Source organism: Gordonia sp. IITR100 (assembly GCF_002009645.1).
GTDB classification, from domain to species: domain Bacteria; phylum Actinomycetota; class Actinomycetes; order Mycobacteriales; family Mycobacteriaceae; genus Gordonia; species Gordonia hongkongensis.
The window spans coordinates 67,219-81,227 of sequence record NZ_MVKV01000001.1; the positions used below are offsets into that span (position 1 = coordinate 67,219).

At 67.6% G+C, this 14,009-nt stretch carries 10 protein-coding genes; 6 read left to right on the forward strand and 4 right to left on the reverse strand.

Annotation, left to right across the window (positions count from 1 at the left end; all coding sequences use genetic code 11):
• Positions 1 to 12: 12 nt before the first annotated feature.
• A complete protein-coding gene (locus B1818_RS00325; RefSeq protein WP_058251202.1) occupies positions 13 to 510 on the reverse strand; it encodes an HNH endonuclease in 498 nt (165 codons plus the stop codon).
• A 356-nt stretch (positions 511 to 866) separates the two neighbouring features.
• Between B1818_RS00325 and B1818_RS00330 the strand changes: the two genes are divergently transcribed.
• On the forward strand, positions 867 to 1,241 hold the full coding sequence (locus B1818_RS00330) for a hypothetical protein (protein WP_078111665.1): 375 nt from the start codon (positions 867 to 869) through the stop codon (positions 1,239 to 1,241).
• 4 nt (positions 1,242 to 1,245) lie between these two features.
• Here B1818_RS00330 and B1818_RS00335 read toward each other — a convergent pair whose 3' ends face one another.
• Both B1818_RS00335 and B1818_RS00340 read right to left on the reverse strand, forming a co-directional pair.
• Positions 1,246 to 2,112 (reverse strand): enoyl-CoA hydratase-related protein, encoded by an 867-nt coding sequence (locus B1818_RS00335; RefSeq protein WP_078111666.1) that lies wholly within the window; start codon positions 2,110 to 2,112, stop codon positions 1,246 to 1,248.
• 145 nt (positions 2,113 to 2,257) lie between these two features.
• Positions 2,258 to 4,798, reverse strand: coding sequence for an ATP-dependent Clp protease ATP-binding subunit (locus B1818_RS00340; RefSeq protein WP_058251205.1), 2,541 nt, complete (start codon positions 4,796 to 4,798; stop codon positions 2,258 to 2,260).
• Positions 4,799 to 5,430: 632 nt separating this feature from the next.
• Here B1818_RS00340 and B1818_RS00345 point away from each other — a divergent pair.
• The 4 genes from B1818_RS00345 to B1818_RS00360 all read left to right on the forward strand — a co-directional run bounded on the left by B1818_RS00345 (position 5,431) and on the right by B1818_RS00360 (position 12,404).
• Positions 5,431 to 7,053 (forward strand): HNH endonuclease signature motif containing protein, encoded by a 1,623-nt coding sequence (locus B1818_RS00345; protein WP_078111959.1) that lies wholly within the window; start codon positions 5,431 to 5,433, stop codon positions 7,051 to 7,053.
• 73 nt (positions 7,054 to 7,126) lie between these two features.
• On the forward strand, positions 7,127 to 9,313 hold the full coding sequence (betT, locus tag B1818_RS00350; protein ID WP_078111667.1) for a choline BCCT transporter BetT: 2,187 nt from the start codon (positions 7,127 to 7,129) through the stop codon (positions 9,311 to 9,313).
• Complete coding sequence (locus tag B1818_RS00355) at positions 9,313 to 10,839, forward strand: aldehyde dehydrogenase family protein (RefSeq protein WP_078111668.1); 1,527 nt, start codon at positions 9,313 to 9,315, stop codon at positions 10,837 to 10,839. The genes betT and B1818_RS00355 overlap by 1 nt, the downstream gene beginning before the upstream one ends.
• A complete protein-coding gene (locus tag B1818_RS00360; RefSeq protein ID WP_078111669.1) occupies positions 10,836 to 12,404 on the forward strand; it encodes a GMC family oxidoreductase in 1,569 nt (522 codons plus the stop codon). The genes B1818_RS00355 and B1818_RS00360 overlap by 4 nt, the downstream gene beginning before the upstream one ends.
• 13 nt (positions 12,405 to 12,417) lie before the next feature.
• On the opposite strand, the gene B1818_RS00365 is transcribed toward B1818_RS00360, so the two are convergent.
• The gene (locus B1818_RS00365) at positions 12,418 to 13,020 is read right to left on the reverse strand and encodes a TetR/AcrR family transcriptional regulator (RefSeq protein ID WP_058251213.1); all 603 of its coding nucleotides are present in this window, start codon (positions 13,018 to 13,020) and stop codon (positions 12,418 to 12,420) included.
• Between the two features lie 68 nt (positions 13,021 to 13,088).
• Here B1818_RS00365 and B1818_RS00370 point away from each other — a divergent pair, with 68 nt between their 5' ends.
• Positions 13,089 to 13,958, forward strand: a complete 870-nt coding sequence (locus tag B1818_RS00370; RefSeq protein ID WP_078111670.1) for an alpha/beta fold hydrolase — start codon at positions 13,089 to 13,091, stop codon at positions 13,956 to 13,958.
• Positions 13,959 to 14,009: the final 51 nt, after the last annotated feature.

A 14,009-nucleotide genomic window follows, 5' to 3' on the forward strand; every position in this document is an offset into this window, starting at 1 on the left:
CGGATCGAACGTCTAGTCCGTCTTCGGATGCAGGATGAACATCTCCCACACCTCTTTCTGGTCCGCGGCCCAGGGGTCGTAGACGAACGGGGCGTGCCGTAGGGCCATCCCCGCCTTGCGCGGCGTCCGGTTGGCCTTGAAACCGTTGCAGGACTTGCACGCCGCGACCTGGTTTCCGAATGTGCTCGGCCCACCCTGCGAGACCGGGACGATGTGGTCGACGGTGTCGGCGGGACCGTCGCAGTAGGCGCAGATCCATTGATCGCGCCGCAGGATGGTTGCGTTCGACGCGTAGGAGTCCATCGTCTTACCGGCGAACGGGCGGTAGGCATCTCGCTTGATCGCCACCACCTTGTGGATCGGCAGGGACAGCGTCGGCGAATGGACGACGCGGACCAGCGGCGTGCCCTCGACGTTCCGCGCGACCTCGGTGGTCAACAGAACCGCGGCGCGACGCCACGTGACGCGCGCCAGGATCTGCAGTCCGGCGTTGGTGACGAAGATGGTCATGACAGCTCCTCGATGCGTGGGCGAGTGAGTGCGCCGACCACCGAGGTTCATGACCTCAGGAGCTGGTGACGCGTGATGTGATCGGTCCCGGCCTTCCGTCGGACTTCAGTCCGCACGGACGGTCGGAGGGGGCCGTCCGCCACTCGCCGGCGAAAGCCTTGTCACCCATCGACATCTGCGTCACCTCCTCTCGTTGGTCGGGCCTGCTCTGTCGCCACGATAACCGCGGTCGATGGACGCTGCCACCGTTTATGTCCGGCGTGTTCGGATGTTCACCCAGTTCACACGGGCTGTTTGCAGGAGTTTTTCACCGCGCGCCGGTCCCGCGGGAGAATGTCCGACGCTATCGTCGGCGGATGCCCACCGAGGAGACCGCCGAGAATCCCCCTCCGCAGCCACCCGTGTCGACCCTCGCCGCGTTCGCGTCGGTGGTGCTGGGACTGGTGCACGCCGTCTTGGCGATGATCACGATCGCCGTCGCGGGCCTGACGGTCTTCGTCACCGACGCGTGCGCCTTCGAGGAGTGCGGGAGTCCGGTCTGGACCGAGGTCGCCATCGGGGTGGGCATCGGGTCGGCCGTGGTGCTGGTGGCGGTGTCGGTGACCCTCGTCGTCCGCCGCGTGCGCCGAGGACTCCCGGCCTGGCCGGCCGCTGCGTGGTGCTGCGCCATCCAGCTGGCGATGATCTTCGTGGTACTCGAGATCGGCATTCAGGCCGGGACCCTCGACTGAGTGATCAAAAGATCTCGGGTAGATCTTCCGACACGGTGTTGGGGTAGGTCGCCGGACGCTTCTCCAGGAACGACATGACGCCTTCGTACACGTCACCGGACTGCCCGCGGTAGAAGATCGCCTTCGAGTCGGCGTGGTGGGCATCGAGCGGACTGGGCGCACCGGCCATCCGCCACAACAGCTGTCGGGTCAGCGCCGCCGAGACGGGGGCGCTGTTCGCGGTCATCTCGCGGGCGACGGCGATCGCGGTCTCGAGCACCTGGTCTTTGGGGACCACCTGCTGAATCAGCCCGCGTTCATGGGCTTCGGCGACGGGCACCATCTTCGCGCCGATCGTCCACTGCAGTGCGGTCGGCAACCCGACGAGCCGCGGCAGGAACCAGCTCGACGCGGCTTCGGGCACCAGGCCGCGGGCGGCGAAGACGAACCCGAACTTCGCGTCCTCCGAGGCGATCCGGACGTCGGCGGGCAGCGTCATCGTGACGCCGACGCCGGCCGACGGACCGTTCACCGCCACCACGATCGGCTTGAGCGAGGCGAACATCCGCAGCGTCAACTTCCCGCCCTCGTCCGCTGGAACCTCGTCTGAGTCCACCACCGACGAGGCGTCGAACGTGGACCCGCCCGCCTCGAGATCGGCGCCGGCGCAGAACGCGCGGCCGTTGCCGGTCAGCACGACGGCACGAACGGAGTCGTCAGCGTCGGTGTCGTCGAACGCGGCCCGCAGTTCCTCCCCCATCTGCATGGTGAAGGCGTTGAGCCGGTCGGGTCGATTGAGCCGGAAGATCGCGATCTCCCCATCTCGCTCGACGGTGATGGTGGGCTGGTCCTGTCGGGACTTGCGCCCGACCTCTGATGTATCGCTCGTCACAGATCGATGCTATCGGGCGCTGGGACACTCCGCGTCGGCTGTGTCAATCCGCGGAACCGCGCACCAGCCGGGCACAACACAACGGCGGCGCCACCCTGTCGGGTGACGCCGCCGCTGGTGTCAGATCAGCTCAGACGGGCTGCGCTCAGCTCGCGTCGGCCTCGCCGGCCTTGGTGAGCTCGACCGGTGCGTCGGGAACCATGCGCGGCTTCTCCGAGCCGGTGAAGACGAACCGGGCGTCGTCGCCGTCGCCCTCGCCGTCCCAGTTCTCGACGTCGACCAGGACGATCTGTCCGGGAGCGATGTCGCCGAACAGGATCTTCTCCGAGAGCTGGTCCTCGATCTCGCGCTGGATGGTGCGACGCAGCGGACGCGCACCCAGCACCGGATCGAAGCCGCGCTTGGCCAGCAGGGCCTTCGCGCGGTCGGTGACCTCGAGAGCCATGTCCTTGTTCTTCAGCGCACCCTCCACGCGGGTCAGCATGAGATCGACCATCTGGATGATCTCTTCCCGCGTGAGCTGGTGGAACACGACAATGTCGTCGATGCGGTTGAGGAACTCGGGGCGGAAGTGCTTCTTGAGCTCGTCGTTGACCTTCTGCTTCATCCGTTCGTAGTTCGACTGGGTCCCGTCGCTCGACGAGAAGCCCATGCCCACGGCCTTGGAGATGTCCGAGGTACCGAGGTTCGAGGTGAAGATCAGCACGGTGTTCTTGAAGTCGACCGTGCGACCCTGACCGTCGGTCAGACGACCATCTTCGAGGACCTGCAGCAGGGTGTTGTAGATCTCCGAGTGGGCCTTCTCGATCTCGTCGAACAGCACCACCGAGAACGGCTTGCGGCGCACCTTCTCGGTGAGCTGCCCGCCCTCTTCGTAGCCGACGTACCCGGGAGGGGCACCGAACAGACGCGACGCGGTGAAGCGGTCGTGGAACTCGCCCATGTCGATCTGGATGAGGGCGTCGTCCTCGCCGAACAGGAAGTTCGCCAGCGCCTTGGAGAGCTCGGTCTTACCGACGCCGGACGGACCGGCGAAGATGAACGAGCCCGACGGCCGCTTCGGATCCTTCAGGCCGGCACGGGTACGACGGATCGCCTTCGAGACCGCCTTGACGGCGTCCTCCTGCCCGATGATCCGCTTGTGCAGCTCCTCCTCCATGCGGAGCAGACGCGTGGTCTCCTCCTCGGTGAGCTTGAACACCGGGATGCCGGTCCAGTTGCCGAGGACCTCGGCGATCTGCTCGTCGTCGACCTCGGCCACGACGTCCATGTCACCGCTGCGCCACTGCTTCTCGCGCTCGGCGCGCTCGGCGACCAGCTGCTTCTCCTTGTCGCGGAGGCTGGCGGCCTTCTCGAAGTCCTGCGCGTCGATCGCGCTTTCCTTCTCCTTGCGCGCATCGGCGATGCGGTCGTCGAACTCACGCAGGTCTGGCGGCGCGGTCATCCGGCGGATGCGCATGCGCGCGCCGGCCTCGTCGATGAGGTCGATCGCCTTGTCCGGCAGGAACCGGTCGTTGATGTAGCGGTCGGCCAGCGTGGCGGCGGCGACCAGCGCGCCGTCGGTGATCGAGACGCGGTGGTGCGACTCGTACCGGTCGCGCAGGCCCTTGAGGATCTCGATGGTGTGCTCGACAGACGGCTCGCCCACCTGCACGGGCTGGAAGCGGCGCTCGAGTGCGGCGTCCTTCTCGATGTACTTGCGGTATTCGTCGAGGGTCGTCGCGCCGATGGTCTGCAGCTCGCCGCGGGCCAGCTTCGGCTTGAGGATGCTTGCGGCGTCGATGGCACCCTCGGCGGCACCTGCGCCGACGAGCGTGTGCAGCTCGTCGATGAACAGGATGATGTCGCCGCGGGTGTTGATCTCCTTGAGCACCTTCTTGAGGCGTTCCTCGAAGTCACCGCGGTAGCGGCTGCCCGCAACCAGCGAACCGAGGTCGAGGGTGTAGAGCTGCTTGTCCTTGAGGGTCTCGGGGACCTTGCCGTTCACGATGGCCTGCGCCAGGCCTTCGACGACGGCGGTCTTGCCGACGCCGGGCTCACCGATCAGCACCGGGTTGTTCTTGGTGCGGCGGCTGAGCACCTGCATGACGCGCTCGATTTCCTTCTCCCGGCCGATGACCGGGTCGAGCTTGCCCTCGGAGGCCGCGGCGGTCAGGTTACGACCGAACTGGTCGAGGACCAGCGAGGTCGACGGGGTGCCGGACTCGCTGCTGCGACCGCCGGTGCCCGCCTCCTGCGGCTCCTTGCCCTGGTATCCGCTCAGGAGCTGGATGACCTGCTGGCGGACCCGGTTGAGGTCGGCGCCGAGCTTCACCAGCACCTGGGCAGCGACGCCCTCGCCCTCGCGGATCAGGCCGAGCAGGATGTGCTCGGTACCGATGTAGTTGTGGCCGAGTTGCAGGGCCTCGCGCAGCGAGAGCTCCAGCACCTTCTTGGCACGCGGGGTGAACGGGATGTGTCCCGACGGCGCCTGCTGGCCCTGGCCGATGATCTCCTCGACCTGGCTGCGAACCCCTTCGAGCGAGATCCCGAGCGACTCGAGCGCCTTGGCCGCCACGCCCTCGCCCTCGTGGATGAGGCCGAGGAGGATGTGCTCGGTACCGATGTAGTTGTGGTTGAGCATGCGCGCTTCTTCTTGGGCCAGAACCACAACCCGACGCGCGCGGTCGGTGAACCGTTCGAACATTGTTCTCCCTCACATTGCTAGCGCCCCGGCCGCCGCGGAGACCACCTCGGAGGTCCCAGAGGACAACCGGTGCGGATAGACGACGACCAGCCTGCTTCCACTCTAGAGGTCGTCTCGGGTGCACCTGCAGTTAACGCCTGCGCAGGGTGCATCGATCCACCGATGCGGCGGGGATGTGCACAGTACAACTGCGCAGGCCGGGGCTGTGTTCCCCGCCGTCTACGCCGAGAGCGAACGGGCCGCCGACGGCCCGGGATGCGCCCCCACCGGGCGCTGGGACCCGCGACGCGGCGCCCGCGTTGTGCCCGACAGCAGCCGGGTATCGCGGAAACCGCCGGCCGACGAGACCACAGGAGGCGAGTGGGGACCACCCGGGCCGCTGCCGGGCCTCGGTAGATCTGGCCCTCGCTTGACTGCGACCGTCGCACACCAACGAGCAGCAGGGTGCATCCGGGTACGGCCCGATACACGGCGAGCACGGCCACGACACGCGGCGGACGCCTATCACACGACACCGACAAGATGTAGGCGCTCAGTTCTGTTGCACGACAACATTTTTGGTATTGACGGCGACCGATGGCCGTGTACACTCGAACGTACATTCGCAGCAACGGTTCTCGGGGGAGGTGACCATGTCTGACGAGACCACGACGCCGCTACCGCGTGCCGTCGAGTTGGTGGCCGACCTCCACCGCATCCTCGACGAGTTGCAGACCGTGGACCTGGCGCCGTGTACCGATGCCGAATTGGCTGATCTGGCGGCCGACACCGAGAAAGCGATCGCCCGGCTGACCGTGGCCGGTGACCGGCAGATCGATCAGGCCGAGGCCCGAGACCTCCCCCGCAAGACCGGCTGCCGAACACTCATGCAGTACATGACCCACCGGCTGCGGGTCTCCAACCCGATGCGGCGCCGCAAGCAGATGGACGCCACCACCCACCGGACCAGCCTCGGCGGCGACATCCTGGAGCCCGAACATCCGTGCCTCGCTGAAGCGTTCGCCGCAGGAGCGGTCGGCTCCGGACACGTGCAGGCCGCCCTGGATGTCCTCGACCGCATCCCAGTCGCCATCGACCACGACATCAAGGTCGCCGCCGAACGACAGATGGCCGAGATCGCCGCCGACCACACACCTGCTGACATCACCCAACTCGGTGCCCGGCTGCTCGCTCACCTCGACCCCGACGGCACCCTCGCCGACGATTCGGACCAGAAACGACGCCGCGGCCTGTGGATCGGCCGGCAACGCGCCGACGGCACCGCCAAAATATCGGGCACCCTCACTCCCGAACTCCACGCCCGGCTGACGATGATGTTCGCCGTCTGGGGCAAACCCGGACTCAACAACCCCGACGACCCCCACTCGCCCCAAGGCCCGGCCGGCACCGCCGACCCCGACACCCTGACAGCCGCCGCCGACCGCGACGGCCGCACCCCCGCCCAGACCAATCACGACGCCCTCGACGCCGCACTGGCCGCCAAATTTGCTGACGGCACACTCGGCACCTCGCATCGCGGCCTGCCCGTGCAACTGATCGTCAAAGCCGACCTCTCCGACCTCGTCCGCGAAGCCGGCCTCGCCACCACCGCCACCGGCACCCTGCTGCCCATCCCGGACCTGATCGCGATGGCCGCCGACATCCAGCCGTGGTTGGCGATCTTCAAAGACCACACCACCGTCCCGTTGCACTTCGGGCGCGGTAAGCGTCTGGCCACCCGCGAACAACGCCTGGCGTCGTTTGCCCGCCCCGACGGTGAAGTGTGCTCGGCACCCGGTTGCGATCAGCCCGCCACCCACGTCGACATGCATCACGCACACAAGGACTGGGCGAAGGGTGGGCTCACCGACATCGACGACCTCGCCCCCGCCTGCCCACGCCACAACCGCATGGTCGGCGACAAGCCCGGCCAATACACCACCCGCATCGTCCGGTCCGGACCCGACGAAGGCCGCTGCCTCTGGCGGTTGAACGCCGAACCCGGCGCACCACCCAACCCCGAACGCCTCAACCGCCGACCCGACATACCCAGGCGGTTCGCACACCACCTCAGCACCGTGCGCAACGACATCCACGGACCACCAACCCGGCCCGGCGATCAACCACGCCCAGACGGCCACACCCACGACGACGCACGCCGCTCATGGGCGACAGTCAGCCACGTCATCGACGTCCGACCACCCCGACCCGGCCGACGACAGGTCCGCCCCTCCCTCGTCGAAGCACACCTCATGGAGCTACTCGCCACCCACTGAACCGGGTAGAACAACTCACACGGATCCGTCCAAACAGTCCGCCCCATCGGCGATCGGACTAGCGTCGTGGTCCATGAGTGATGACGCCGCTCGACCGTCCACGTCGGTCCATGCCGAGACCAAGACCGGCGAGCGGCGATTGCCCACGCGCCGGGTCAATCTGACCGTCTTCATAGCCTCGGCCGTCATCGTGGTCGCCTTCGCCGCCTGGGCGCTGGCGGCCCCGGCGGCGGCCGAGTCGACGATCAACGACGTCCGCGACTTCATCACCCGGTGGTTCGGCTGGTGGTACTTCATCCTCGCGACCGCCATCGTCGGCCTCGTGGTCTTCCTGGGCCTCAGCAAGTACGGGCGCTACCGGCTCGGACCGGAGGAATCGCGCCCCGAGTACAGCCTGTTCACCTGGACGGCGATGCTGTTCGCCGCGGGGATCGGCATAGATCTGATGTTCTTCTCGGTCGCCGAACCGGTGACCCATTTCCTCAACCCGCCGACCGGGCCCGCGGAGACCAACGAGGCTGCGCGCGAGGCGGTCACGTGGACGGTCTTCCACTACGGGGTCACCGGGTGGGCGATGTACGCGCTCATGGGCGGCGCGCTCGCGTATTTCGCCTTCCGGCACAATCTGCCGCTGACGATCCGGGCAGCGCTCTACCCGATCTTCGGCAAACGTGTCGAAGGCCGCTGGGGCGACGCGATCGACGTCGCGGCCGTCCTCGGCACCATCTTCGGCATCGCCACCTCACTGGGGATCGGGGTCGTCCAGCTCAACTTCGGGCTGAACGAGATCTTCGGGATCGAGCAGGGCAAGGCGGCCCAGATCGGTCTCATCGTCCTGGCGGTGGTGATCGCGACCGCGTCCGCGACGTCGGGTGTGGACAAGGGCATCCGACGCCTCTCCGAGATCAACGTGATCCTGGCGATCTGCATGCTCGTCTACATCACGGTCGCCAAGGACGCCGACTTCCTGCTCAACGGCCTCGTCCAGAACGCGGGCGATTACGTCTCCACCTTCGCCGACCGGACGCTCGACACCTTCGCGTGGGACCAGGTGAACCCGCCGCCCGGCAACGACGCCCGCGCCTTCGTCGATGGCTGGACCCTGTTCTTCTGGGCCTGGTGGGTGGCCTGGGCGCCGTTCGTGGGGCTCTTCCTCGCGCGCATCTCGCGCGGACGCACGTTGCGACAGTTCATCTTCGGCGTTCTGGTGGTCCCGTTCAGCTTCATCCTGGTGTGGATCTCGATCTTCGGAAACAGCGCCCTGCAGGTGGCCCGCGGCGATGCGGACTTCGCCGAGACGACCGCGTCCACACCCGAGGCCGGGTTCTATTCGCTGCTCGAGCAATACCCCGGTTCGACGCTGCTCATCGGGATCGCCACGATTACCGGCCTGCTCTTCTACGTGACCAGCGCCGACTCCGGCTCGCTCGTGATGGGCAATTTCACCAGCCGCCTCGACGACCCGATGGCCGATTGCACACGGTCGCTTCGTATCTTCTGGTCGGTGGCGATCGGTCTGCTGACCCTGTCGATGCTGTTCGCCGGCGGCGGCGACGGGTCGATCCTGACCCTGCAGGCCGCGACGGTGATCATGGGCCTGCCGTTCTCCTTCGTCCTCGGGCTCATCGGCATCTCACTGCTCCGTGCCGTCCGCAACGAGTCGGTGAAACTCGACAGCTTCCGGACGACGCTGCCCAAGGTGATCGCCGTCGGGCGCGGCCCGACGGAACACGGCAGCTGGCGACAGCGACTCATCGGCACCCTGCGCTTCCCCGGCCGGGTTGGGACCCGGAAGTTCATCGAAGCCAACGTCGTACCGGCCATGACCGAGGTCGCCGAACAATTCGGCCGGGAGGGGATCACCGCGACGGTCGACGAGTCGGCCGAGAACGAAGGGCTGCCGTCACCGCGCCTGATCGTCGAACTCGCCGAAGTTCCCCGTTTCGAGTACTGCGTGTGGCCGGTCTCGGCACCGACACCGACGTACGCGGTCCGGACGCAGCGTTCCGATGATCGTTACTTCCGGTGCGAGGTGTACCTCACCGAGGGCTCGCAGGGCTATTCGCTCGCCGGGTACACCCGCGACCAGATCATCGGCGACATCCTCGACCAGTACGAGCGCCATCTCGGCTACCTACATCTGCGGGACTCCGAGGGCGATCACCACGACCCCGAACCCGATCCGGACGCCGACGACGGTACCGTGCCCGACAACGACACGGACATCCCCGACAGCAGTTCTGAAGGAGCACCGGCCTGATGAGCGAGACCCTCTACATCGACGGCCGCTGGCGGGCCGCAGCCTCCGGCGGGACCCGTGAGATCCGCTGTCCCGCAGACAACTCGCTCGTCGGTGTGGTGGCCGAGGGCGGTGCGGCCGACACCGAGCAGGCCATCGCGGCGGCCCGCCGCGCGTTCGACGCCGGCGAGTGGAGCGCCACACCCGCCGCCGACCGTGGGGACCTCCTTCTCCGCGTCGCCGCCCAGATCGACGAGCGCCGAGACGAGTTCGTCCGCGCCGAGACCCTCGACACCGGCAAGCGGCCCTACGAGTCGGACATCGACATGACCGACATCGCGAACTGCTTCCGGTACTTCGGCAAGCTCGCGGCGGCCGACGCCGGGCGTGTGGTCGACACCGGGTCACCCGACGCCGATTCGCGCATCGTGTACGAACCGGTCGGCGTCTGCGGATTGATCACACCGTGGAACTACCCGCTGCTGCAGGCGGCGTGGAAGGTCGCGCCGGCACTGGCGGCGGGCAACACCTTCGTGCTCAAGCCCGCCGAACTCACCCCGCACACGTCGATCCTGCTCATGCAGGTCCTCGAGCAGGTCGGTCTCCCGGCAGGCGTGGGCAACCTCGTCCTGGGCGCGGGCGCCGAGGCCGGCGCTCCGCTGTCGTCTCATCCTGACGTCGACCTGGTCTCGTTCACCGGTGGGCTCGTGACCGGCCGGGTCATCGCCCGCGAGGCGGCGGCGACGGTGAAGAAGGTCGCGCTCGAACTCGGGGGCAAGAACCCGAACGTGGTCTTCGCCGACGCCTGCGCCACCGACGACCTCCTCGCAGCAGCAGTCGACAACGCACTCAACGCGGCGTTCCTGCATTCGGGGCAGGTCTGTTCGGCCGGAGCGCGGCTCATCATCGAGGAGTCCGCACACGATCGCTTCGTCGATGAGCTGGTCCGCCGCGCGGAGCAGATCCGGCTGGGCCTGCCCTACTCCGAGGGCACCGAGACCGGACCGCTCATCTCTGCGGCACACCGCGACAAGGTGCACGCCTACGTCGAACAGGCTCGTGCGGATGGCGCGATCATTCGCACCGGTGGCGCGTTCGCCACGGGCGATGCGGGTTCGGGGCGCCTGGACGACGGATGGTTCTATCTGCCCACCGTGATCGATCGCGCCGACCGTTCGATGGCCTGCGTGCACGACGAGGCGTTCGGACCGACCGTCACCGTGGAGACCTTCGCCACCGAGGACGAGGCCGTGACCCTGGCCAACGACACCGTCTACGGTCTCGCGGGGGCCGTCTGGTCGGCCGACGCGGCACGCGCCCGCCGCATCGCCGGACGAATCCGGGCCGGAACGGTGTGGGTCAACGACTTCGGGCCGTACCTGCCGGAAGCCGAGTGGGGCGGTTACGGCCAGTCGGGATTCGGGCGGGAGCTCGGACCCTCCGGTCTGGCGGAGTACCGCGAGGCCAAACATGTCTACGAGAATCTCCGACCGGGCGTGACCGGCTGGTTCGCGGACCGGTCCGGAGACGGCGAGGAGCGACGATGAGCGAGACCTACGACTACGTGGTCGTCGGCGGCGGCTCCGGGGGTGCCGTGGTGGCGTCGCGGCTGTCCGAGGACCCCTCGGTCTCGGTGTGCCTGCTGGAGGCGGGTCCGTCCGATGTCGGCGACGACGCGATCCTGCGGCTCGACCGGTGGATGGAACTCCTCGAATCCGGTTACGACTGGGACTATCCCATCGAACCGCAGGAGAACGGCAACGACTTCATGCGCCACGCCCGGGCGAAGGTCCTCGGCGGGTGCAGTTCGCACAACAGCTGCATCGCCTTCTGGGCGCCGCGCGAGGACCTCGACTCCTGGGAACGCGACTTCGGGTGCGCCGGATGGGGTTCGGCGGAGTTGCACCGCCTCTACCCGCAGATCGAGACCAACGACGCGCCGGGCGCGCACCACGGTCGCAGCGGCCCGGTCCACCTCATGACGGTGCCGCCGAACGACCCGTGCGGGGTCGCCCTGCTCGACGCCTGCGAGTCGATCGGCATCCCCCGCGTCGAGTTCAACAGCGGCAGCACGGTTGTCAACGGGGCCAACTTCTTCCAGATCAACCGACGACCCGACGGTGTGCGCGCCTCGTCGTCGGTCAGTTATCTGCACCCGCACCTCGACCGGCCGAACCTCACCATCCGCACCGGGTCGTGGGCAAAACGGGTGGTGATCGAGCGGGTCGACGGCGAGCTACGCGCCGTGGGCGTCGACATCACCGACAACGCGTTCGGTCGCACGACACGGATCGAGGCCCGGGGCGAGGTGATCGTGTCGGCGGGGGCGATCGACTCCCCGAAGTTGCTGATGCTCTCGGGAATCGGGCCGGCCGACGATCTGCGCGAGCACGAGATCGAGGCCCTCGTCGACGCGCCGGGGGTCGGTGAACACCTGCAGGACCACCCCGAAGGGGTGATCGGGTTCGAGACCGCGAAGCCGATGGTCCGCGAGTCGACCCAGTGGTGGGAGGCGGGCATCTTCACCACCGTCGATGCGGGTCTGACCCGGCCGGACCTGATGATGCACTACGGCAGCGTGCCGTTCGACATGCACACCCTTCGTCAGGGCTATCCGACCAGTGACAACACCTTCTGCCTGACACCGAACGTGACGCACGCGCGGTCACGGGGCACGGTGCGGTTGCGCTCCCGTGACTTCCGCGACAAGCCCCGCGTGGACCCGCGGTACTTCACCGATCTCGAGGGCTACGACATGCGGATCATGATCGCGGGCCTGCGCAAGGCGCGGCAGATTGCCGCCGCGGAGCCTCTGGCGACGTGGGTTGCGCGCGAACTCTATCCGGGCCCCGCCACCACGAGCGATGCCGAACTGGCCGACTACATCACCCGCACCCACAACACCGTCTACCACCCGGTCGGCACCGTGCGGATGGGTGCGCCCGACGACGAGCTGTCGCCGCTCGATCCCGAACTCCGCGTGAAAGGTGTTGCAGGACTTCGGGTGGCCGACGCGTCGGTGTTCCCGGAACACACGACGGTGAACCCGAACCTCACCGTGATGCTCGTCGGCGAACGCTGCGCCGAGCTGGTGCGCGCCGACAGCAACTGACCGCCAGGAGCGACTAGGTCGCGAACGAGTCGACGATCCGTTCCAGGACCGCAGCTACCTGTTCGGTGGCGGCCTCGCGATCGTCGGCGGCGGCGACGTAGAGCGCCGCCTCGTCGAGCGCGCCGATCGCGACGTGGGCCAGCGGGCGGGTGGGCTGCTCGACCGCCTGGCCCGTGGCGATCGCGGCCGCGATCAGGCCTTCGACGAGTGCGAATCCGAATTCTTCTCCGCGAGCACGCCATTCACTCCATCCGAGCACTGACGGTGCCTCGACGAGCGTGATCCGATGCACCTCCGGTTCGGTGCACAACCGCAGGAACAGACGCATACCCGCCTTCAGCGCGGCGAGCGGGTCCTCGGCGGCGCGCTCCCCCACGGCCGCCGCGATCTGCGCGACGATCGACTGTTCCACGTCGTCGTAGACGGCGACGAACAGCCCTTTCTTGTCGTCGAACTGGTGGTAGAGCGCACCGCGTGTCACGCCGGCCTCGGCGACGATCTCCTGGGTGCCGACGTCGGCGAAGCCGCGTTCGCCGAACAGCTTCCGGCCGGCGTCGATCAATGACGCGCGGGTCGCCGCGGTCCGCTCGGCCTGGGTACGACGGTTGACTTTCATACAGGTTGCACGTAACTTTCGTACTGAGTGTTCGTAAGTTACCGAGTCTACGAGAAGCGGGTCTCGCCATGACGACTGCACTGCCGACCGTCGAACTTCCGTCCGGCGTCATCGAGTACGCGACCTACGGTCCGGACGACTCGGCGCATCCGCCGGTCGTCTTCGTCCACGGCGCCGTCGTCGACCACCGGCTGTGGGAACCGACGGCACGGTTGCTCGCCGAGCGCGGATTCCGGTGCCATGTGCCCCTCATGCCGCTGGGCTCGCACCGCATCCCGCTCGGCCCCGGAGCCGACCGCTCGCCGCGCGGGATGAGCAAGCTCCTACGTGAGCTCGTCGACCGGTTCGACCTGTCGGACGCGACCCTCGTGGCCAACGACTCCGGTGGCGCCATCACCCAGTTCGCCCTCGACGACGATCCTGCGTTCGTCAGCCGGCTGGTGTTCACCAACTGCGATGCCTTCGATCTCTTTCCGCCGCAGCCGTTCCGGTTGTACTTCGCGCTGATGAAGCACCGACTTCTGCTGAAACCGCTGGCCGAGGCGATGCGCCTGCGTGCACTACGCCATTCCGCGCTGGGCGTCGGTCTGCTGTTGAACGATCCCGATCCCGACCTCACCGGCTCGGTCTTCGAACCGCTGCAGCGCGACGTACGCATCCGCAACGACTTCATCGAGTTCCTCCGCGGCATCCGCCCCGCCGAACTGGCGCAGATCACCCCGCGGATGTCGCGCGTCGACCTCCCGGTCCGAATGGTGTGGGGTCGCGACGACCGGTGTTTCACCCCGGCCCACGGACGCCGCCTGGCCGCCGTCTTCCCGGGCGGGGCGCCGTTCGTCGAGGTTCCCGACGCCCGGACCTTCGTCTCACTCGACCAGCCACAGATTCTGGCCGACGAGATCATCGAGCTCACCGTCGGAGAACGCACCGCTCCGTGACCGCCCGGAGAACGGCGCAAGTTTTTTTCGCCACGGGCGTCGGATCATCGG

Coding starts and splice junctions, on each gene's coding strand:
- B1818_RS00325 (WP_058251202.1), bottom strand. CDS start 510: ATGACCATCTTCGTCACCAACGCCGGACTGCAGATCCTGGCGCGCGTC.
- B1818_RS00330 (WP_078111665.1), top strand. CDS start 867: ATGCCCACCGAGGAGACCGCCGAGAATCCCCCTCCGCAGCCACCCGTG.
- B1818_RS00340 (WP_058251205.1), bottom strand. CDS start 4,798: ATGTTCGAACGGTTCACCGACCGCGCGCGTCGGGTTGTGGTTCTGGCC.
- B1818_RS00345 (WP_078111959.1), top strand. CDS start 5,431: ATGTCTGACGAGACCACGACGCCGCTACCGCGTGCCGTCGAGTTGGTG.
- betT (WP_078111667.1), top strand. CDS start 7,127: ATGAGTGATGACGCCGCTCGACCGTCCACGTCGGTCCATGCCGAGACC.
- B1818_RS00355 (WP_078111668.1), top strand. CDS start 9,313: ATGAGCGAGACCCTCTACATCGACGGCCGCTGGCGGGCCGCAGCCTCC.
- B1818_RS00360 (WP_078111669.1), top strand. CDS start 10,836: ATGAGCGAGACCTACGACTACGTGGTCGTCGGCGGCGGCTCCGGGGGT.
- B1818_RS00365 (WP_058251213.1), bottom strand. CDS start 13,020: ATGAAAGTCAACCGTCGTACCCAGGCCGAGCGGACCGCGGCGACCCGC.
- B1818_RS00370 (WP_078111670.1), top strand. CDS start 13,089: ATGACGACTGCACTGCCGACCGTCGAACTTCCGTCCGGCGTCATCGAG.